19 protein-coding genes are annotated in these 20,740 nt (G+C 73.5%); 13 read left to right on the top strand and 6 right to left on the bottom strand.

The window, feature by feature from the left end; all coding sequences use genetic code 11:
* Positions 1-1,600, bottom strand: a 1,600-nt coding sequence (locus ACFRAR_RS35365) for an alpha/beta hydrolase (RefSeq protein WP_380703909.1), incomplete at its 3' end; no start/stop codon positions are given.
* Between the two features lie 146 nt (positions 1,601-1,746).
* Here ACFRAR_RS35365 and ACFRAR_RS35360 point away from each other — a divergent pair.
* The 3 genes from ACFRAR_RS35360 (at position 1,747) to ACFRAR_RS35350 (ending at position 5,795) form a co-directional block, all read left to right on the top strand.
* Positions 1,747-3,099 (top strand): MFS transporter, encoded by a 1,353-nt coding sequence (locus ACFRAR_RS35360; RefSeq protein ID WP_380703907.1) that lies wholly within the window; start codon positions 1,747-1,749, stop codon positions 3,097-3,099.
* A gap of 147 nt (positions 3,100-3,246) precedes the next feature.
* Positions 3,247-4,062, top strand: coding sequence for an SAM-dependent methyltransferase (locus tag ACFRAR_RS35355; protein ID WP_380703913.1), 816 nt, complete (start codon positions 3,247-3,249; stop codon positions 4,060-4,062).
* Between the two features lie 107 nt (positions 4,063-4,169).
* The gene (locus ACFRAR_RS35350) at positions 4,170-5,795 is read left to right on the top strand and encodes a purple acid phosphatase family protein (protein WP_380703905.1); all 1,626 of its coding nucleotides are present in this window, start codon (positions 4,170-4,172) and stop codon (positions 5,793-5,795) included.
* A 57-nt stretch (positions 5,796-5,852) separates the two neighbouring features.
* On the opposite strand, the gene ACFRAR_RS35345 is transcribed toward ACFRAR_RS35350, so the two are convergent.
* From ACFRAR_RS35345 to ACFRAR_RS35325, 5 genes are all read right to left on the bottom strand, one after another.
* Complete coding sequence (locus ACFRAR_RS35345; RefSeq protein WP_380703903.1) at positions 5,853-7,388, bottom strand: cytochrome P450; 1,536 nt, start codon at positions 7,386-7,388, stop codon at positions 5,853-5,855.
* 45 nt (positions 7,389-7,433) lie between these two features.
* A complete protein-coding gene (locus tag ACFRAR_RS35340) occupies positions 7,434-8,081 on the bottom strand; it encodes an ATP/GTP-binding protein (protein ID WP_380703901.1) in 648 nt (215 codons plus the stop codon).
* The gene (locus ACFRAR_RS35335) at positions 8,062-8,424 is read right to left on the bottom strand and encodes a DUF742 domain-containing protein (protein ID WP_380703899.1); all 363 of its coding nucleotides are present in this window, start codon (positions 8,422-8,424) and stop codon (positions 8,062-8,064) included. Before ACFRAR_RS35335 ends, ACFRAR_RS35340 begins: the two co-directional genes overlap by 20 nt.
* Before the next feature lie 77 nt (positions 8,425-8,501).
* Complete coding sequence (locus ACFRAR_RS35330) at positions 8,502-8,888, bottom strand: roadblock/LC7 domain-containing protein (protein WP_380703911.1); 387 nt, start codon at positions 8,886-8,888, stop codon at positions 8,502-8,504.
* Between the two features lie 17 nt (positions 8,889-8,905).
* Positions 8,906-10,606, bottom strand: a complete 1,701-nt coding sequence (locus ACFRAR_RS35325) for a sensor histidine kinase (RefSeq protein WP_380703897.1) — start codon at positions 10,604-10,606, stop codon at positions 8,906-8,908.
* Between the two features lie 433 nt (positions 10,607-11,039).
* Here ACFRAR_RS35325 and ACFRAR_RS35320 point away from each other — a divergent pair, with 433 nt between their 5' ends.
* The 10 genes from ACFRAR_RS35320 to ACFRAR_RS35275 all read left to right on the top strand — a co-directional run bounded on the left by ACFRAR_RS35320 (position 11,040) and on the right by ACFRAR_RS35275 (position 20,523).
* Positions 11,040-11,732: a Crp/Fnr family transcriptional regulator gene (locus ACFRAR_RS35320; RefSeq protein WP_380703895.1), complete on the top strand. Its 693-nt coding sequence runs from the start codon at positions 11,040-11,042 to the stop codon at positions 11,730-11,732.
* Positions 11,733-11,857: 125 nt separating this feature from the next.
* Positions 11,858-12,808, top strand: a complete 951-nt coding sequence (locus ACFRAR_RS35315; protein WP_380703893.1) for a hypothetical protein — start codon at positions 11,858-11,860, stop codon at positions 12,806-12,808.
* A complete protein-coding gene (locus ACFRAR_RS35310; protein WP_380703891.1) occupies positions 12,805-14,940 on the top strand; it encodes a hypothetical protein in 2,136 nt (711 codons plus the stop codon). The genes ACFRAR_RS35315 and ACFRAR_RS35310 overlap by 4 nt, the downstream gene beginning before the upstream one ends.
* Entirely contained in the window at positions 14,924-15,895 is a 972-nt protein-coding gene (locus tag ACFRAR_RS35305; protein WP_380703887.1) for a hypothetical protein, read from the top strand. The genes ACFRAR_RS35310 and ACFRAR_RS35305 overlap by 17 nt, the downstream gene beginning before the upstream one ends.
* 131 nt (positions 15,896-16,026) lie before the next feature.
* Positions 16,027-16,482 carry a Pycsar system effector family protein gene (locus tag ACFRAR_RS35300; protein ID WP_380703885.1) on the top strand — a complete coding sequence of 152 codons (456 nt, stop codon included), beginning with the start codon at positions 16,027-16,029 and terminating at the stop codon, positions 16,480-16,482.
* Between the two features lie 87 nt (positions 16,483-16,569).
* The gene (locus tag ACFRAR_RS35295) at positions 16,570-17,505 is read left to right on the top strand and encodes a class I SAM-dependent methyltransferase (RefSeq protein WP_380703883.1); all 936 of its coding nucleotides are present in this window, start codon (positions 16,570-16,572) and stop codon (positions 17,503-17,505) included.
* Positions 17,489-18,121 carry a GNAT family N-acetyltransferase gene (locus tag ACFRAR_RS35290; RefSeq protein WP_380703881.1) on the top strand — a complete coding sequence of 211 codons (633 nt, stop codon included), beginning with the start codon at positions 17,489-17,491 and terminating at the stop codon, positions 18,119-18,121. Before ACFRAR_RS35295 ends, ACFRAR_RS35290 begins: the two co-directional genes overlap by 17 nt.
* Before the next feature lie 70 nt (positions 18,122-18,191).
* Entirely contained in the window at positions 18,192-18,605 is a 414-nt protein-coding gene (locus ACFRAR_RS35285) for a hypothetical protein (RefSeq protein ID WP_380703879.1), read from the top strand.
* An 18-nt stretch (positions 18,606-18,623) separates the two neighbouring features.
* A complete protein-coding gene (locus ACFRAR_RS35280) occupies positions 18,624-19,841 on the top strand; it encodes a sensor histidine kinase (protein ID WP_380703877.1) in 1,218 nt (405 codons plus the stop codon).
* Between the two features lie 73 nt (positions 19,842-19,914).
* On the top strand, positions 19,915-20,523 hold the full coding sequence (locus ACFRAR_RS35275) for a response regulator (protein WP_380703875.1): 609 nt from the start codon (positions 19,915-19,917) through the stop codon (positions 20,521-20,523).
* Positions 20,524-20,740 lie beyond the last annotated feature (217 nt).

Below are 20,740 nucleotides of genomic sequence, written 5' to 3'. Positions count from 1 at the left end.
CCGTCGGGCAGTGGACGCCCGCGGCCGGGACGGTCCCGTCCAGCAGGAAGGCGTCCACCGAGGCGCGGATGCACTTGCTCGCGCCGTACCCGGTGTGGCCCTCGCCGTCGCGGGTGAGCAGGACGGCGTTGCCGAGCTCGGCGGTGAGCTTCTCGGCCCAGGCGTACGGGGTGGCCGGGTCGCCGGTGGAGCCGACGACCACGATCGGGGTGGCGGCGGCGGACTTGATCACGTGCGGCTTCTCGGTGGCGCCGACCGGCCAGATCCGGCAGTCCGGGTCGAACAGCGCGGCCGTCGGGTCGTGCTTGCTGACCAGCGGGGCCTTGGCGGCGAGGTCGGTCAGGGCGGCCTGGAGCTGGTCGCCGGCCGGGGCGTCGGTGGCGCCGTCGGCGCAGTGGATCGCGGTGTAGGCATCCACCGAGGGGCCGTAGTGGCCGTCCTTGTCGCGACCGTTCATGCCGTCGGCGAGGGCGAGCAGGTCGTCGCCCTTGCCGCGCACCATGGCCCAGCCGATGGCGTTGCGCAGGCCGGTCCAGGCCTTCTCGCCGCCGTAGAGCCGGCTGATCACACCGGTCCAGGCCGCGGTGGAGGTCAGGGTGCGGCCCTTCTCGGTCTTGAGCGGCTTGTCCTTGAGCCCGTCGAGGAACGCGGCGAGCTTCTGCGGTGCCTGCTCGGGGTCCTTGCCGAGCGGGCACGGGTCCTTGGCGGCGCAGTCGGCGGCGAAGGCCTTCAGGGCCCGCTCGAAGCCGGCCTCCTGCTCGATGTTGTGCTGGACCAGCGGGGTGGAGGCAGAGGTGGCGCCGTCCAGGACGAGCCGGCCGACGCGGTCCGGGAACTCCTCGGCGTAGAGCGAGCCGAGATAGGTGCCGTAGGACATGCCGAGGTAGCTGAGCTTCTGGTCGCCGAGGGCGGCGCGCAGCACGTCCATGTCCCGGGCGCTGTTGCGGGTGCTGACGAACGGCAGGAGCTGCGCGTACTTGGCCTGGCAGGCATCGGCCAGCTGCTTGCCGTGGTCGGCGCCGGGCTGGTCGGTGTTCAGCCAGTCGTCCCGGGTCCGGTCGTCCAGGCAGTTGAGCGGACTGGTGCCGTCGGTGCCGCGCGGGTCGAAGCCCACGATGTCGTAGCGGTCGTGCAGGGGGCCGTCGAAGCGTTGGGGGGCGAAGGAGACCATCTGGACGCCGGAGCCGCCGGGGCCGCCGGGGTTCAGCAGCAGCGAGCCGATCCGCTGGTCGGCCTTGGTGGCCGGGTTGCGGACCACGGCGACGTCCAGGGTGCCGGCGCTCGGCGCGGCGTAGTCGAGCGGGACCTTGAGGGCCGCGCACTGGAGGGCCGAGGTGTCCTCCTTGTTCTGCGGGTCCTTCTGGCAGGGGCCCCAGGAGAGCTGCTGGCCGTAGAAGGCCTTGAGCGCCGGGTCGTTGGCGCCGGTGGGCGTGGCCGTCGGTGTCGGGGCGGCGCTCGGGGCGGCGCTCGGGGTGGCGGCGGTGGTGCTCGCGGGTGCGGCTGTGGTGCCGCCCCCGCTGGTGCAGCCGGCCAGCAGGGCGGCGGTGGCGAGGGCTGCGACGGCGGCGGGCAGGGCGCGCCGCTGGTTCCGTGTGGTCATGGAATGCACGGCACAGGAATATCACCTCACTGTCACACCGGTCACATGGGATTCTCAGAATGCTCTGCGAACGGGCCGGGCGGTGCGGTCGCGCCCGGCCGCGAGGTGTGATTCCGCGGCGGGCGCAACGGTGCCATGCTGAGGCCATGACAGAGAGCAGTGCGGTGGCCCCGCTCCGTGAGCGGGCTGAAGTCGGCGGCCGGCGGCGGGAGTTGGCCGCGGCGACGGTCGGATCGGTGGTCGAGTCCTTCGACTGGAACATCTACGCCGTCCTCGCGCCCTACTTCGCGGCGGACCTCTTCGGGCACGGCAAGCACGGCGTCAGCGGCGTGCTCGGCGCCTACGTCACCTTCGCGGTGGGCTTCGTCGCCCGGCCGGTCGGCTCGTACCTGATCGGCAGGCTCAGCGACACCCGCGGACGGCGCTTCGCGCTGAGCCTCGGCATGGCCGTGATCGCCGTCGCGAGCCTCGGGATCGCCGCCATCCCGGGCCAGCGGAGCATCGGGGTCTGGGCGGCGGTGCTGGCCGTGGTCGCCCGGGTGGTGCAGGGCCTCGCCTTCGGCGGGGAGGCGCCGAGCGTGGCCGCGTACGTCACCGAGACGGCCCCGCCGCGCCACCGCTTCGCGTTCAGCTCGGTCTCCTACGGCGGGATCATCCTCGGCTCGCTGCTCTCCTTCGGAGTGCTCACCCTGCTGATCCACACCATCGGCAAGTCCGGGCTGGAGAACGGTGGTTGGCGCTGGGGCTTCGTGGTCGCCGCACTGCTCGGACTGGCCGCGGTCTGGGTGCGGCGGCGGGCGCCGGAGAGCGAGGAGTTCCACCGGGCCCGCGAGCGCGCCCGGCACACCGCCCGCCCGCCGTTCCTGCGGACCCTGCGCGAGCACCGCTGGGCGGTGCTCACCGTCTTCCTCAACACCCTCGGCGGTACGGTCGGCTACTACTTCGCGCTGGTCTACCTGCCGCAGTACGCCGCCGCCTACCACGTGATCGGCAAGGAGGAGGCGGCCTCCTTCATGACCGTGGTGCTCGGCGTGGTGCTGGTCACCATGCTGCTCACCGGCGCCGCCGCCGACCGCTTCGGCCTGCTGCCGGTCGCCCGGATCGGCTTCGGGCTGCCGGTCCCGCTGGTCGGCATCCTGCTCGCCGGACTGCGCCAGGGCTGGCTGCCGTTCCAGGCCGTCGCCGTGCTGCTGGGGATGCTGGTGGCGACGGTGCTCGGCACCCTCAACGTCTTCACCGGGCTGCTGTTCCCGACCGAGGTGCGGGCGGTCGGCCTCGGTGTGGTCAACGCGGCCACCATCGCCGCGTTCGGCGGTACCTTCCCGCTGCTCGCCGAGTGGCTCGGCGACCGGCACCTGCTGGGCGTGATCCCCGCGTACGTCACCGTCTGCACGGCCGGTCCGGTCCTCGCGCTGCTGACGGCGATGAGGGTGCCCTCCTTCGCGGCGGCCGTCCGGGATGCGGAAGGACGGGTTCACCGGACAGCGGGATCCGCCTGACGGACGATCATCCACTGTGGTTAGGTGGTCCGGACCAACGCCGAACTGGGGAGGACGAGCGTGGAGACCGACGCATCGGGCACGGACACACCGGACACCGACACTCCGGAGGACAGCGCGCCGTTCGGCGGCGTCTCGGACAGCTGGCTGACCGATCCAGGCTTCGAGGAACGGCCGCCGGTGGACCTGCACACCGACCGGGCGCACTCCGCCCGGGTCTACGACTACCTCCTCGGCGGCAAGACCAACTTCCCGGCCGACCGCGAGGTCGGCGACCGCCTGATCGCCGACCTGCCCGGCGTGCGCCCGGACGTCACCGCCGCCCGCGCCGTGATGCACCGGATGGTCCGCCGGCTCGCCGAGGTGCACGGCGTCCGCCAGTTCCTGGACGTCGGCACCGGCATCCCCACCGCGCCCAACCTGCACGAGATCGTCCAGGGCGTCGACCCGGCCTGCCGGGTGGTCTACGTCGACAACGACCCGATCGTGCTCGCCCACTCGCGCGCGCTGCTCACCAGCACCCCCGAGGGCCGTACCGCCTACGTCCAGGGCGACCTGCGCGAGCCGGAGCGGTTCCTCGACGACCCGGGGGTGGTCGCCACCCTGGACCTCACCCAGCCGGTGGCCCTGACCCTCGTCAACATCGTCCACTTCCTCGACGACGAGGCCGCGCACCCGCCGGTGCGCAAGCTGCTGGACGCCCTGCCCGCCGGCAGCTTCCTCGCGCTGTCCGCCGGGACGGCCGACGCCCTGCCGGAGCACGCCGAGGCCGCCGTCCGCCGCTACGCGGAGGCCGGGATCACGCTCCACTTCCGCTCCCGTGAGCGCGTCGAACGCTTCTTCACGGGGCTGGAGCTGGACGATCCGGGCATCGTCCTGATCAACCACTGGCACCCGGAGACCGCCGGGGCCGCGGCCTCGGGCGAGATCGGACTGTACGGGGGCGTCGGCCGCAAGCCGTAGGCCTCCGGCGTGCCCGGGATCGCAGCCTGTGAAAGGGATCGTCTTTAGATGTTCATGTCACTAGAGTGACTGGCCGTCGAACCCCTCACTCGACAGGCGGAGGTTCCATGACCATCCCACGCAGGTCCGTCCTCAAGGGCACCTCGGCGGCCGGAGCCGCCCTGGTGGCCGCGGGTTCGGCGGCGGCCGCGCAACCCGCGGCCGCCCGACCGGCCGGCGACGCCCCGACCGGTCCACTGCTCCAGACCACCCCGCACCGCACCGGAACGGCCGGCGTCATCGGACTGCACCTCCAGTTCGGCACCGACGCCGGCACCGAGATGACCGTCTCCTGGCTCACCCCGCAGACCGTCCGCCGCCCGCAGGTGCGCTACGGCACGCCGGACGGCGGCCTCGGCCGGGTCGTCGACGCCGAGACCCGCACCTACCGGGACTCGATCGACAAGGTGGAGGTGTACGTCCACCACGCCCGGCTCTCCGGCCTTCGGCCCGGCACCACCTACCTGTACGGCGCCGGCCACGACGGCGCCACTCCCGAGACCGGCACCTTCACCACCGCCCCGCGCGGCCGCGCGCCCTTCACCTTCACCAGCTTCGGCGACCAGGGCACGCCCAACCTCCGCCGCAAGGTCCAGTTCCCCGACGGCGTGCCCTCGCCGCTCGGCCGGTTCCCGGTGTACACCAGCACCCAGGTCGGCTCCGCGGCCGCCGCCGACATCGTCGCGGCCGTCGAACGCGTCGGGCCGCTGTTCAACCTCGTCAACGGCGACCTCTGCTACTCCTCCTACTCCGGCCGTCACGGCATGAGCCGCACCGCGACCTGGGCCGACTGGTTCATCGGCAACAGCCGCTCCACCCGGCTGCGGCCCTGGATGCCCTGCGTCGGCAACCACGAGGGCGAGGGCGGCAACGGCCCGATCGGCGCGCTCGGCTACCAGGCCTACTTCTCCCTGCCCGACTCCTCGGCCTCCGCCGACCAGGAGACCCGCGGCATGTGGTACGCCTTCACCGTTGGCTCGGTGCGCTTCATCAGCCTGGCCAACGACGACGAAGCCATCCAGAACTCCGGCGACATCTACCTGCGCGGCTATTCCGGCGGCGCCCAACGACGCTGGCTGGAAAGGGAGTTGCGGGCAGCCCGGGGCGACCGGGCGATCGACTGGATCGTGGTCTGCATGCACCACCCGATGATCTCCAGCTCGGTGAGCGGCTCCGGCAGCGACCTCGGCCTCCGGGAGGCCTGGGGCCCGCTGTTCGACGCCTACGGGGTCGACCTGGTGGTCTGCGGCCACGAGCACTACTACGAGCGCTCCCACCCCGTCCGCGGCACCCTGCCCAACGACACCCGCACCCCGGTGCCGAGCGAGACCCGCACCGACCTGGTCGACACCGGGCGGGGCACCGTCCACATGATCATCGGGGCCGGCGGCAACGCCGCCACCACCCAGGACGACCTCTTCGAGCAGCCCAAGGGACGGGTGGTCGTCGGGCTGGAGCAGCAGCAGCCGGGGATGCCCTACCGGGAGTCGATCTGGGTCACCGAGGACGCGCCCTGGGCCGCCGTCCAGGACCGCACCCACACCCACGGCTTCGCGGCCTTCGACGTCGACCCGGGCACCCGGCGCGGCGGCACCACCACCATGAAGGTCACCTACTACACCTTCGACGGGCCGCACGGCGACCTCACCCCGGTGGACACCTTCACCCTGTACCGGCGCCGCACCGACGGCTGACCGACGGGTGACCGACGGCTGACCGACGGCTGACCCGCAGCCGATCGGCGCGGCCGCTCAGCGCCGGAACAGGCCGGTCAGCACGTCCCACCAGCCGCGTCGTGGCGCCGGGACGGTCGGGGCCGCCTGTTCCGGCGCCGCAGGGCCGCCGACGGTCTCGCCGCTCCCGGTGCTCCCGGCGCCCCCGGAGCCCTCGCCGGACCGGGCTGCCGCGGCCTCCGCCCGCTCGGCCCGTTCCGCCCGCTCGGCCTCGGCGAGTTCCGCCTCGGCCTCCGCCACCGAGGCCGGGTCCGGCTCGATGTCGCGCGGGGTGAACTCCACCGGCAGCGCGGTCAGGTGCCGGGAGATCCAGGCCGAGCTCCAGGTCAGCTCCTCCTCCGGCACCGCGAGCCGGACGTCCGGCAGCAGGGTGAGCAGGATGTCGATCCCGGCCTCGGCGACGTGCCGCCCGATGTCCTGGCCCGGGCACTCGTGCGGCCCGGCGCCGAAGGACAGGTGGGAGCGGTTGCCGTGCAGCGGGGCGGCGAGGTCGGGCCGGACCACCGGGTCGACGTTGCCCGCCGCCAGCCCGAGCAGCAGCATGTCCCCGGCCGCGATCCGTTGACCGCCCAGCTCGGTGTCGGCGGTCGCCCAGCGGCCGGCCACCAGGGACATCGGCGGGGCGTCCCAGAGCACCTGGTCCAGCGCCTCGCCCAGGGTCATCTGCCCCCCGGAGACGTGGGCGCGGAACCGCGGGTCGGTGAGCACCATCTTCAGCGAGTCGGCGATCAGGTTGACGGTGGTCTCGTTCGCGGCCAGCAGCACCACCCGCAGGTGCTCCAGCACCTCGTCCTCGGTCAGCCCGGCCGGGTGCGCCAGCAGTCGGGTGGTCAGGTCGTCCCCGGGCTGCTCGCGCTTGACGGCGACGGTCCGGCGCAGACTGGTGACCACGTAGTCGTTGCTGGCGATGGCCGTCGCGGTGCCCTTCATCAGGTCCCGTGCGGCGACCACCAGTTGCGGACCGAACTCGTCCGGAACGCCGATCAGCTTGGTCATCACCAGCATCGGCAGGTGCTCGGCGAACTGGGAGATCAGCTCGGCCTCGCCGGTCGGTCCGACCACCTGGACCAGGTCGGTGGTGAAGCGGCGGACGTGGCGGCGGATACCGCGCTGGTCGAAGCCGTTCAGGCCGTCCACCAGCGCGCCGCGCAGCCGGCGGTGCTCCTCGCCGTCCGCGAACACGCAGATCGGCTGCCAGGCGATGACCGGCAGCAGCGGGGAGTCCGCCGGGACCTCCTGGTTGCGGAAGGCGTTCCACAGGCGGGAGTCCCGGGAGAACAGCGAGGGGGTGCGCATCGCGGCGATGTTGGCGCCGTGGCCGAGCACCAGCCAGGCGCGGTGGTCCCCGTGCAGCAGCACCGGGGCGACGTCGCCGTGTTCGGCGCGCAACCTGTCGTACAGGAGCACGGGGTCGGCCTCGGCCTCCGGCCCGTACAGGCGGCGCAGCCCGCCGGGGCCGGTCGGGGCGATGCGGCCGCCCGCGTGGGCCGGGCAGCCGGGCGGCGGCGCGGGAGCGGGTGCCAGGTCGGCGGGTTCGGGGAACGGGGTGGTCACGGAGTCTCCGGTCGCGGGGGTGGTTCGGTCGCGGGGGTGGTTCGGTCACGGGCGTCGGGCGGACGGTCCGTCGGATCGGCCGGTGGGGGGAACGGCCAGCTCGTACAGGTAGTGCATCAGGGTCATCAGGGTGTCCCGGCTGGACTCCCGGCTGCGCGCGTCGCAGGTGACGATCGGCACCTCGGCCGGCAAGTCGAGCGCGCCGCGCAGTTCGTCGAACGGGACGGACGGAGCCTCCGGGAAGCCGTTGACGGCCACCACGAAGGGCACGCCGCGCTCCTCCAGCCGGCCGATCACCTCGAAACTGACCTCCAGCCTGCGGGTGTCCACCAGCACCACCGCGCCCAGGGCGCCCTCGAACAGGCCGTTCCAGAGGAACCAGAACCGCTCCTGGCCGGGGGTGCCGAAGATGTACAGCACGAGCCGGTCGCTGATGCTGATCCGGCCGAAGTCCATGGCCACGGTGGTGGAGGTCTTGTGCTCGACCCCGGTCGGGTCGTCCACGCCGACCCCGGCCTGGGTCATGGTCTCCTCCGTGGTCAGCGGGCGGATCTCGCTCACGGAGCTGACCAGCGTCGTCTTGCCGACGCCGAATCCGCCCACGACCACCACCTTGACCGCTGTGCTGACGGTGTCCGGCAGCAGGTCGGCGCGGGCCGGACCGACCACCGTGTCAGAGCCGCTGAAGTCCATGGATCACCGCCTCCAACAGGGCGCGTTCGGGGAGTTCCGCCGTGGGCACGGCGGCGGCACGGGCCTCGACCAGCCCGTTGTCGAGCAGGTCCGCCAGCAGCACGGCGACCACGCTGGCCGGCAGCTCCAGATAGGCGGAGACCTCCGCGACCGAGAGCGGGGAGCGGCACAGCCGCAGGATGGCGGCGTGCTCCGGCTGGTGGGCCGGGGTCGGCTCACCACGGGAGACGATCAGGGTGACCAGGTCGACCACCCCGAGTCCGGAGCCGCCGCTGCGGCCCCGGGTGATCACGTACAGCCGGTCGGGTTCGGGGCCTTCCCAGCCGCCCTTCTCGGCCGTCATGCCGCCGCCTCACTGTGCTCGTTCATGGGCCGCCCCGCTTCTGGAGCGCGTCGCGGCAGGCCGGGCCGGGAGCCGGTTCACGCGACCGCCTCGGGGTTGCGCGGCGGGGTGGACAGGTGCTCGCCGATCCGGGCCACCAGGTCGCGCATCTGGTGGCTCACCAGGCCGGCGTCCACGCCCTCGTCGGCGAGCACCGCGAGGTAGGCGCGGTCGCCGGCCGCCATCAGGTAGAAGTAGCCGCCGTCCACCTCGATCACCACCAGCCGCATCGAGCCGTCGCCGTGCGGGAACTCGTGGCCGATCGCGCCGGCCAGGCTCTGCAGCCCGGCGCAGGCGGCGGCGAGGCGGTCGGCGGCGTCCGGGTCGGTGCCGTACTGGGCGATCCGCAGACCGTCGGCGGACAGCACGATGATGTGGCGCACGTACGGGACGCTGTGCGCGAGGTCGTTGAGGATCCAGTCCATGTTGCTGCGGTGCGGAGTCACTGCTCGCCCTTCCCTGCCGTCTCGTCACTCGTGTGTGCGGCGCCGGTGTGCCCGGTGTCCGGCTGTCCGGCGTCCGGCTGTCCGGCGTCCGTGGTGCGTCGGGTGCCCGGGCCGTGTTCGGCGCGGGCCGGTCCGGAGGGGTTCGGTCCGGTGGGGTTCGGGCCGGTGCCCTTGATGCCCCGCATGAACGCCTCCACCCACAGGCCCGGCTCCTTGCGCTCCTTGGCGGGGCGCGGTGCCTGGGCGGGCGGCCCGGCGGGCTGCGCGACGGTCCGCGCCGCGCCGCGGTAGGTCCGGGACACCAACGGCTGGCTGCGCCGGCGCTGCGGCAGGCCGTTGGCGGTCCATTCGGTCACGATCACCTCGTCGTCTCCGGCGCCCGGGCCGGGGGGCGGGGGCCCCCACGGATTGGTCGAACCGTTGGCCGGCCCGACACCGGCCGGGGTCGTCCTGGCGCCCCAGGGGCGGCTCGGGGCCGCGTGCCGGGGGCGGTTCGGCGGCAGCGGACGGGGGCCGGAGAAGCCTCCGATGCCGTGCGCCCGGCCGGTCGGCGGAGCGGTGGTGAGCATCGCCTTCGGTACGACCAGCACCGCCCGGACACCGCCGTACGCGGAACGGCGCAGCGAGATCTGGAAGCCGTACGCCTGGCAGAGCCGGCCGATGATGGCGAAGCCCAGCCGGGGGGACTCGGCGAGGTCGTCGAACTCCTTGGAGACCATCGCCTCGCGGATCGAGCGCTCGGCGCGGAACCGGGCGTCCTCGCTCAGACCGACGCCGCCGTCCTCGATCTCGATGGCGATCCCGGTCTGCACCTCGGAGGCGCTCAGGTGCACGTGGCTCTGCGGCGGGGAGTAGCGGGTGGCGTTGTCGAGCAGTTCGGCGACGGCGTGGATCAGGGGTTCGACGGCCGGGCCGATGACCGAGATCTGGGCCACCGGGTGCAGGTCCACCCGCTGGTACTCCAGGATCCGGGACATGCCGCCTCGCAGCACGCTGTAGAGCGCGATCGGCCTGTTCCACTGGCGGCCGGGTCGGGCACCGGAGAGCACGGCGATGCTGTCGGCCATACGGCCGGCCAGCGCGTTGCCGTGGTCCAGCCGCAGCAGGTCGTCGAAGACCGCCGGGTCGGTGCCGTGCCGGTCCTCCATCTCCCGCAGGTCCTTGGCCTGCCGGTGGATGATGGCCTGCACCCGGCGCGTGATGTGGACGAAGGCCCGCTCGGCCGAGTCGCGCCGGCTGGTCTCGTCGTCGACCGCCTTGGCGACGGCCTCGGCGACCGTGATCAGGGAGCGGCGGAAGCGCGGCGAGACGGGGGCGTCGCTCTTCTCCAACGGGGCGGTCAGGATGTCGAAGGAGTACCCGTACCGGGCCCCGGCGACGATCCTGCGCATCTCGCGCCGGGCGAGCCGGTCCAGCTCGTCCTCCTGCGCCGTCAGGCGGCGCTGCACGTCCTCCAGCTGCCGGGTGTGCCGGTCCCGCGACTCGCTCAACGCCCGCCCCCGGCGGGACGATTCGGCGGCGACGACGGCCACCAGCACGGTGCCCGTGGCGCCGCACCACAGCAACTCGGCCCGGGCCCCGGCGGACACCACCATCGCGGCGACCGCCACGGCCGCCGCCATCACCGCAGTCGGCAACAACCAGCCGAGCAGCGGCGTCCGGCGCCGTCTGGTGGGTGACGATCCAGCTCGAAGCATTCGGCAATCCTCAAACGATCGGAACAGTACGGGGACGGGCGGCGACCGGCTCCGGAGGCGTGGTGGTGCAGCATAGCCAGGTTCAGGACATCCTGACCGAAAGTCAAAAATATCGTCCCGCAACCGACTTGTCGCAATCGACCGGACAACACCGACATCTCGCACACCAGTCGCACCCGGCCGTGGCCGCCGTCCTCCCACCAGGCTTCTCGCCCCGCCGCCCGCGCGCCGCCGTCCCGTCCCGGATTCGCTCATGCGAAGGGTTTCCGCGCCAAGTCCAGCCACGTCCCGTCGAGTTCGTGCTAGCGCGGTGAGCCCGGTCAACCCGTCGTCCGCCAATCACCCGGACGAGAACCCGCCCCGGGCCTGCCACCCCGCCCCCGAACCCCCGGTTCCAGCCCGCACCCCGCACCGGGCCTCCTAGGGTCGTCGCATGACCGATCACGGGCGCCACGCACCGGACCCGCCGGGCCGCACCCTGCGCCACCTCATGGGCGAACCGGCCTGGACGGGCCTGCTGGCCGAGGCGTTCGAACGTCGGCACCCGCTCGGCGCCACCCTGCTGCGCCAGGGCGAACCGGGCACCCACGTCCTCGCCCTGCTGGCCGGAGTGGCCAAGGTGAGCCGGCGGGAGCGCAACGGGGACGTCCGGCTGCTGGCCTTCCGGGGGCCGGGTGAACTGCTCGGGGAAGTCGCCGTGCTGGACGACGGCGTCCGCTCGGCGAGCGTCCAGGCGATCTCCGACTGCACGGTCGCCGTCCTCACCAAGGAGGTCTTCCTGCGCCTCGTCGCCGAGCGCGAGCTGTTCCCCGTGATGGTCCGCTACGCCATGGGGCGGCTGCGGGAGTCGGACCTGGCCCGGACCGGCGGCGATGTCGTGCCGCGACTGGCGGCCGCCCTGGTCGCCCTGGCCGACCTCTCCACCGGAGCGGCACCGGCCCGCGGTCGCCGGATCGACCTCGCCCTGACCCGGGACGAACTGGCCCAGCACCTCGGGGTCTCCCGGAACACCGTCACCGCGGCGCTCACTTCCCTTGCCGCCCACCGGGTCGAGGCCGGCCGCAAGTCCATCGCCATCGGCGACCTCGCCGCCCTCCGCGGGGCGGCCACGGCGCTCCATGACTGACGGGCCCGTCCGCTCCTCGATGTGACCTCCGTCACGCACTTTCCGCACTGAGTGAGCACACGGCGCGACGCGGTGTCGCGAAGCTGGGTGACGCAAGGTCAGCACGGAACCCGCGAGGAGCAGAGATGACGGAGTTCGACCAGCCGATGCCCGAGGCCAGCGCCCTGCCGTACAGCCGCAGCCGCCACCTCCCGCCGTACCGGGGCATCGTCGCCGTGGACGCCAAGGACTTCACCGGATACCCGGCGATCGAACACGGCGTGATCAGCAAGGCCGTGCAGGAGGTGTTCCAGCGGTCCTTCGATCGGGCCGGACTGGCCGAGGTCTGGAACGACCAGCGGTTCCCCAACTCCACCGGCGACGGGTACGTCTTCGGGTTCGACCCGGCGTGGATGCCCTTCCTGATCCACCCCTGGCTGAACGCCCTCCAGGAGGTGCTCACGGAGTTCAACGTCCATTCGGTCGGGATGGTGCGCCTCCGACTGCGCGTCAGCCTCAACATCGGCCCGCTCCCGGACGACGGCGGGGAGTTCGACGGCAACGGCACCCCGCGCAACGACACCCACCGACTGCTGGACTCCCGCCCGGTGAAGGCCATGCTGGCCGCCTCCAACGAGAGCATCACCCACGTCGCCGCCATCCTGTCCGACCGGTGCTACCAGGACGCGGTGGCCGGCGGCTTCACCGGGCGCCACCCCGACCACTTCATCGAGGTGCCCGCGACGGTCGAGGGCAAGCGCTTCGACCAGCGGGCGTGGCTGTACGTGCCCGCACCCTCCGGGAACCTTTACGACCGGAGGATCCTCGGCGACACCGTGGTGGCGGAGCAGGAGGGGCGGCGGACCGGGCGGAAGGCGGACGGGCAGCCGCAGGGGCGCCGCGCGCCGAGGGCGGCGGTCAACCAGCGGGGCGACGGCAGCAACATGAACATCGGCACGGTGCACGGCGGGCAGCAGGTCACGAACGTGCGTGGTGACTCCTACGGCGGTGACCGCGTGGAGGGGGTCAAGTTCGGGACGGTCAACGGCAACGTGGGCGACATCGTCAGCGGCGACAAGAACGGGCACCACCGGTGAGTCCCGACGAGCGCCCGGCCATCGAGGGCCCGCCCGGGGCGCCCGAGCCCGACCTCGACCTCGATGACCTGGAAGAGGAGTTCGCTGCCTGGCGGGCCGGCCGTCCCTTCATCTACGCGCCGAACGGCAACATCAACACCGGTTCGGTGTTCGGGGGCCAGCGCGTGGAGAACGGTGCCAACGGTGCCGCTCCGGGTGGCGGCGAGCGGGTGGAGGCCCAGGACGGCCCCATCTCCACCTCGGAGGTCCTGGCCGCCCGGACCGGGTTCGCGGAACCGGACTGCTTCCCCGAGGCCCTGAGGACGCTCGGTACCCGCTTGCTCTTCCTCGTCGGCGAACCCGGTACCGGGCGCCGCACCACGGGCATCAACCTCCTGTTCGAGAGCAGCGGGAACAGCATGGCCCTGCGCGCGCTGGACAGCGACTCGGACCTCTCCTCCTGGCGGCCCACCCACAGCGAGGCGCGCGGGTACCTGGTGCACGGCCTGTCGCCGGCGGTGCGGCTGGGGCCGGCGGCGGTCGCCAAGCTGCGCCAGCGGCTGGAGGAGGCCGAGGCCGTCATGGTGGTCCTGCTGCCGCACGACGCGGACCTGCTCCGTGGCATGGCCCGCGACCTGGACCTCAGTCCGGTGCGCTACACGCCCCCGTCTCCTCGTGCGGTCTTCGATGCCCGCCTGGAAGCGGTGGTGCCCGATGCGGGGCGACGCCGGGCGCTGCTGGCCCGGCTGGAAGCGGATCTGGACGAGCTGCTGGCACCCGAGTTGATGCCGGCCCAGGTCGCCGAACTCGTCGACGAGGTGAGCCGGGCCGGCGACGAAGGCCCCGACCCGGCCGACCTCGGCCAGCGGCTCAGCTTCCTCGCGGGGACGGAGGTTCCCGACCTCCTGGAAGAGCTTCGCGGGGACCCGGACGCCCTGGCGTTCCTGCTGGTGACGAGTGTTCTGGAAGGGCTCGACCACCGAATCGTCCAGGACGAGACCGAGCGCCTGCTGGGACTGGCCGATGGCCGCCTTGATGCGGTGCGACGGGCGGACGGGGACGGCGAGGCGCTCCAACCGAACCCGAGGTTCGTCCTTCGTCGCTCGCTGGACGAACTGCTGGCGACGATCCGGGCCGAGTGCGCGCCGGGTGGAACGCGGAGGACCGCGAGCTACGCCTACCTGGTGGAGCCGATCCGCTTCAAACGGCACCGGCAGGCGGAGGCCGTGTTGAGGTACGTGTGGCGGCAGTACGGGCAGGTGTCGGGACTGCTGACCGAGTGGATCAACAAAGCCCCTGCCGCTGAGCCGGATCTGGCCTTGCCCATGGGCCGCGTGGTGGGGATGGCCGCAGGTTGGAGCGGTGCCCGTCGGGCATTGACCCACATCCGCATGCTGGCCAAGTCCGAACACGCGCAGAGCCGGACCATCGCCGCGTACGCGCTGGGGATCGCGGCCCAGGACCCGATCCTCGTCGGCGAGGTGAAGCACCGCCTCAGCAGCTGGAGTTCCAACGGGGGCTGGCAACTCCGGTGGACGGCGGCCGGCGCCTGCGGCGGTGCCTTCGGCGCGGCCTGGCCGGAGTTCTCGCTCTCACTCCTTCGGCGTTGCTTCCGCGGGAAGGAGGGGGAGGAGAACGCGGTCGCCGCGATGGTGATCTGGTCACTCGGGAGCCTCTTCGCGGGCGGAAGCCAAGCGGCCGTCTTCCGGAAACTCGTGCAGTGGGCGGACCGGCCGGGGCACGACACCGAACTCGCCTTCACCACCTTCCTGGGCCTGCTCCGCGACCCGTCGTGGTTCCTGCAGCAGCTGGGGCCCGATGGGGAGTTCGGCGATCACGTGATCTCACTCGTCCGGCGGTCGCTGAACGACCCGAGCCGATCCGCCGATGCCGGCCGCACGGTGCTCGACTGGTGCCGTCAGGCGGCCTGGGAGGAGCCGCTTCGCGCCCCCGTGGAGGCGCTGCTCATCGCCCTCGCCCAGGAGATGCGCCCCGGCGTGTTCGGGTTGCTGACCGCGATCGACCGCAGCGACGACCCCGACCTGTTCGGACGCCACATCGCCCACCGCGCGCTGGAGGCCTGGCGGCGCGGTGAGCCCCAGCCCTTCCAGCCCACCCCCGCCTCCGGAGGCCACGATGACCCTCGACACTGACCCGCCCGTCTACACCCAGGCCACCCGCGCCCCCTGGCGGGAGATCCTCTGGCACCGCTGGTCCGGGCGGCGTGACCAGGCCCTGGTGCTGGGGGACCGCCACGGGCTCTACCACCAGCTCGGGAAGGGCCGCCCGGGACCGGCGGACATGGGGGAGGGCGGCGGATTCGCCGCGCGGCTGGGACTGCGCGGCTTCGACCAGGCGTTCCTGGTGAACCTCACTGAGCGGTCGGGCGTACGGGCGATCGGCCTGCGCACCGCGTACGGCAGGGAAACGCTGGAGATCCACTTCCTGTGGTGGGTTCACGACGCCGCCCGGGTCGTGCAGACCCGGACCAGTCGAGGGGAGGTGCCGGTCCGCAAGGACCTCGACGGGCGCCTGCACCAGCTTGAGGAGCAGTTCGCCGTCGCGGGGACCAGGTTGGGCCCCGAGGAGCTGGTGCACTACCTCGCGGCCCCGTACGTGCTGCCCCACTGCGGCCTCGGCTACCGCGTCACGGACGTCTCCGGGCGGGACGGCGGTAGCGAACTGCGGCTCGGTGAGCCGGACGCGATGGACGTGCCCTTCGACTGGACCGTCAAGAGCAAGGAGGAGTACGAGTTCTGTCGGCGTTGGGTACAGGACGGCCCGGTCGCCCTCGCGGCCCTCTGGCTCGCCCGGAAGCCCGACGAGGTGCGCGACGTCCTGGACTGGGTGGTCAACCACGCCGACCTGCTCCGTGGCGATACCACCTGGCAGGACCGGATGGCGCTCATGCTGGGCAAACTGACGGAGCCGGAGCAGGAGGAGCTGTCCATGATCCTGCGCGACCGGCTGGTTTCCCTCGGACGGCAGGTCCCCGGGCCTGCCCAGCAGCCCCCGCAGCCGCCGCACCCTCCGGGGCCGGAGTTCGTCAAGTTCCACCCCCAGGTCAACGGCTGGTCCGGCGGCGTCCCGAACGGGGTGCCGCGATGACCCGCATACGCCGGGTACGGGGGCGCTCCGCCGGCAGGAGCCCCCGGCGCCCGGTCGTCGGACGGCCCCGCCGGTCCGCCGCCCCGATACCGGCGTCCAGCCCGTCCTCGGTGTCGGCGATGGAGCGTCTGATGGCGGCCAACAGCGCGGAACTCGTCCGGGCCGACACCAAGGCCGCCGTGTTCCTGGCCTTCACCGGCGCGGTGCTCGCCACCTTCATCCCGCTGGACGGCGGGGCTGGTTCCGGCTCGACGGCCTGGACGGCTCCGCTGCTGCGGTGGAGCGCCGTGGTGAGTGCCCTGCTGGCCGTCGGCTGCTTCGCGTCCGCACTGGTGCCGCGTCACCGGAAGGGGCGGCGGGGCGCGGCGGCCGGGCCGGGGTACTTCGAGCACATCGCTCCGGGCACGGGCCGGGATCGGCTGCGCCGGGCCTTCGAGCGGGCCGCGCACGATCCGGCGGGCCCGCTGCTCTCCGCGCTGGCCGGTACCAGTGCGATCATCCGGGCGAAGTACCGCTGGATCGAGGCCGGGACCGTTCTGCTGCTGCTGGCGCTTCCCCAGTTCGCGCTCACGCTTCGTCCGCTGTGACGGGCGAGCCGCCGGAGGCAACAAGTGTTGCGTAGGTAGGCAACGGCTGTTGACATCCGGTGTCGCAGGTCCGTACAGTCCCGGGCCATGGAAACGGACGATCTTGGTCGGCGGGTGGCGGCGGCTGTGGCCGGAGGCGGCGGGCTGGAGGGGCTGCGGCGGCTGTCGGGGGCGATCGAGGCGTTGGAGGAGCGGCGGACGGAGCTGGTGGAGGAGCTGCGGCGCGGGCGGGAGGCGACCTGGGAGGAGGTCGGGCGGGCCTGCGGAATGACGCGGCAGGGGGCGACCCGGCGGTGGGCGGGGCGGCTGCGGGCACGGTCGTTCGGGGTGGCGGTGGACGCGTACCAGCACGGCCGGCCGGGCTATCCGCGGGCGCTGGTCGGGTCGGCGGTGCCCCGGGAGGCCCGGCGGGTGCTCGATCTGGGCGCCGGGACGGGCAAGGCGACCGCGCTGCTGGTCGAGGCCGGGCTGGACGTGGTGGCGGTGGAGCCCGACGAGGGGATGCGGGCACGGCTGGCCGCGGCGGTGCCGAAGGCGGCGGTCCGGGCCGGTTCGGCCGAGCGCATCCCGCTGCCGGACGGCAGCGTGGACGCGGTGGTGGTGGCGCAGGCCTGGCACTGGTTCGACCCGGCGGTCGCGGTGCCGGAGATCGCGCGGGTGCTCGCCCCCGGCGGGACGCTCGCGCTGGTGTGGAACGTCCGGGACGAGTCCGAGCCCTGGGCGGCCGCACTGGGGGTGCTGATGCACCGTTCGTCGCCGCGGCGGATCGACACCCGGCCGGTCCTCCCGGCACCGTTCGGCGCGCCCGAGCGCCTGGAGATCCGCTGGGAGCACCTCACCACGAGGGCCGGGATCGTCGACATGGTCGCCTCGCGGAGCTATGTGATCGCCCTGCCGGAGGAGGAGCGGGTCCGCCTGCTGGCCGACGTCGAGCAGCTGCTGGCCACCCACCCGGACCTGACGGGCCGCGAGGAGATCGCCCTGCCGTACGTGACGAGGTGCACCCGTGTCCGCCTCGGTTGAGCGCCCCGAGCACTCCGAGCGCCCTGAGCGCCCTGAGCACCCCGAGCGAACCGAGCCCCCGACGGCCGGGTCCGGCGTGCTGCTGCGCCGCCTCGGCGTCGCCGACGCCGAACCCTACCGGGCCTTCCGGCTGGAGGCGCTGCGCGCGACGCCGAGCGCCTTCACCTCCAGCCACGCCGAGGAGGCCGCCAAGCCTCCGTCCGCGACGCTGCGCCGGCTGGCGGCGGCCGAGTCCGGCCCGGGTGCCCTGATCGGCGCCTTCGACCGCGCCGGCACGCTGGTCGGCACCGCCGGACTGAAGGTGCCGTCGCGTACCCAGGAACGGCACAAGGGCACCGTGTACGGCATGGCGGTGGCCCGCGGTGCCGGCGGCCGGGGGATCGGTCGCGCCCTGGTGCGGGAGGTGCTGCGCACGGCGGCCCGGGACGGGCGGCTGCGCCAGGTGCTGCTGACCGTCTCGGAGGGCAACGAGCCGGCCCTGCGGCTCTACACCGCCTGCGGCTTCGAGGTGTGGGGGCGGGAGTCGAGGGCCGTCGTGGTCGACGGGCGGGCCGTCGCGAAGCTGCACATGGTGTGCCTGCTGGACGGGGAGCGGGCCGGGCCGACCGGGTACTGACAATTGTCACGGTGGGCCGGTGCGTGAACACACTGCCCCGCGCACCGGCCCGGCGACCAGCATGGATGCCATGACCACCACCGACCTGCAACACCCCGACACCCGTCGGGCCTTCCGTACCGTACGGCGGCTCGTGCTCGCCTACCTCGGCCTCAGCGTCGCCACGCTGGCGGGCGCCGTCGTCCTCCGCGACCACCACTCGGTGGTCACCGCGCCGGTGCTGGTGCGCGGCGCCATCGTCGCGGCCAGCGCCGCCCTCACCCTCCTGCTGACCGTCCGGGCCGCCGGCGGCTCCCGGGGCGCCTTCCGGCGGCTGCGGATCCTCTCGGCCGTCATGCTCGTCGCCATCGTCGCGATCATCGCCCTGCCCGGTACCTTCCCGGTGTGGATGAAGGTCGAGCAGGGCGTGTGCGGGCTCGCCCTGCTGGGCGTGGCCGCCGTGATCAACGGGCGGCACCTGCGTAGCCTGTTCGCCAGGCTCTGAGGAGGGGGAGCAGGAGTGATGGGCCTCGAACACACGGGCTCGGGCGGGGACCGCGCGACCACGTCCCCCGGGCCGGAGAGCGCGCCGGGCCACGCCCGTCCCTGGGTGCAGGGCTGGCAGCGCCTCCTGCTGGGGAGCGGGATGATGGTCTTTCCGGCGCTGACAGCCGTCGCCGTCGGCGGCACCGTCTCCGGGGCGGCCGCGACCGCCGGATACGCCGTGGTCGTCGCCTTCTGCGCCTGCTACGTGCTCCTGGCCCTCGCCTTCGGGTACGGCCGGCGGGGCTGGATCGCACCGCTGGTGGCCGCGATGACGGCCCTGTTCGTGGCCGCGCTGCCGTTCGCCCACGAGGACGCCTTCTTCCTCGCCACTGTGGTCGTCTCCGTGGTCGCCATCCTGTGGCGCCGGCACGCCGTGAGGGTGGTGGCGGCCGGCGCGCTGGCCGCGCTGGTGGTGCCCTGGGCGGTGCGCCCCTGGCACACCGGGCCCGGGGGCTTCCAGGCCCTGGCCCTGCTGTTCACCTCGCTCACCTGCGGCGCCTTCGCCGAGATCGCCTCCACCAACGAGGCCCTGTTCACCGCCCGGGCCGAGGTGGCGCGGCTCGCCTCGGAGGCCGAGCGCAACCGGATCGCCCGGGACCTGCACGACCTGCTGGGGCACTCGCTCACCGCCATCACCGTCAAGTCCCGGGTGGCCCAGCGGCTCGCGGGCAAGGACCTGGACCAGGCGGTCGCGGAGATGGCGGCCGTGGAGACGCTGTCCCGTCAGGCGCTGTCCGACGTCCGCGCGGCCGTCACCGGCTACCGCGAGGTGACCCTGGCCGGCGAACTCGCGCGTGGACGCGAACTGCTGCGCGCCGCCGGGGTGGTGGCCGACCTGCCGACGGCGGCGGACGCGGTCGCACCGCGGGAGCGCGAACTGTTCGGCTGGGTGGTGCGCGAGGGGATCACCAACGTGGTCCGGCACGCCCGGGCGGACCGCTGCTCGGTGCTGCTCACCGCCGGCTCGGTGGAGATCCGCGACGACGGGACCGGCGCCGCCCCGGGCCTTCCCGGTGGCGCGGGAGCCCCGGGCGGCCGCGGCGGCGCCGTCGGCGGCAAGGGCCTGACGGGCCTGCGGGAACGGGTCGCCGCGGCGGGCGGTACGGTCGAGGCCGGTCCGCTCGACCCGCGCGGGTGGCGGCTGCTGGTCACCGTCCCGCCGGGCGGCCCGGACCCCGGCCGTGAAACGCCGTGAAACGCCGTGAAGGCCGTGAAGGCCGTGAAGGCCACCAACGCCACCAACGCCACCAAGGCCGCGAAGGGACGCCATGACGATCCGCCTACTGCTCGCCGAGGACCAGGAACTGGTCCGCACCGCGCTGTGCACCCTGCTCGACCTGGAGGACGACTTCGCCGTGGTCGCCGCCGTCGGCCGCGGCGACCAGGTCGCGCGGGCGGCCCTGGAGCACCGGCCGGACGTCGCCCTGCTCGACATCGAGATGCCCGGGCTGGACGGCCTGGCGGCGGCCGCCGTGCTGGCCCAGCAGGCGCCGTGGTGCCGGGTCGTCATCCTCACCACCTTCGGCCGGGCCGGCTACCTGCGCCGGGCCATGGAGGCGGGCGCGGTCGGCTTCGTGGTCAAGGACGCCCCGGCCGAGGCGCTGGCCGACGCGATCCGCCGGGTCGTGGCGGGGGAGCGGGTGGTGGACCCGGAACTGGCCGCCGCCACCCTCGCCGCCGGCGCCTCCCCGCTCACCGCCCGCGAACGCGACGTCCTGAACGCCTCCCGCTCGGGCGCCGGGGTGGCCGAGATCGCGGCCAAGCTCTACCTGTCCGAGGGGACGGTCCGCAACTACTCCTCCTCGGCCATCACCAAGACCGGCACCCGCAACCGCTCCGAGGCCCTGCGGATCGCCGACGAGCGCGGCTGGCTCTGACCCCGGACCGGATGGTCGCCCGGTGCCCGCGGCCGCGCAGGGCGCGGTGCCGATCCCCCACCCGGGCCCACTCCCCGTAGGCGAATTCGGAGGAGCGGGCCCGGGCGTTTCCTCAGGGTGCCGGGAGCGTAGCGCGCGCCACTGACAACGACCCCGCGGCCGGGGGCGCCGGGGGGGGGGCGCCCGGCCCCCCCGGGGCGCCGGGGGGGTGGGGGGC

Origin of the sequence: Kitasatospora sp. NPDC056651 (genome assembly GCF_042792155.1) — a bacterium.
GTDB lineage: Bacteria > Actinomycetota > Actinomycetes > Streptomycetales > Streptomycetaceae > Kitasatospora.
This window is presented reverse-complemented; position numbering and strand designations above follow the sequence as displayed.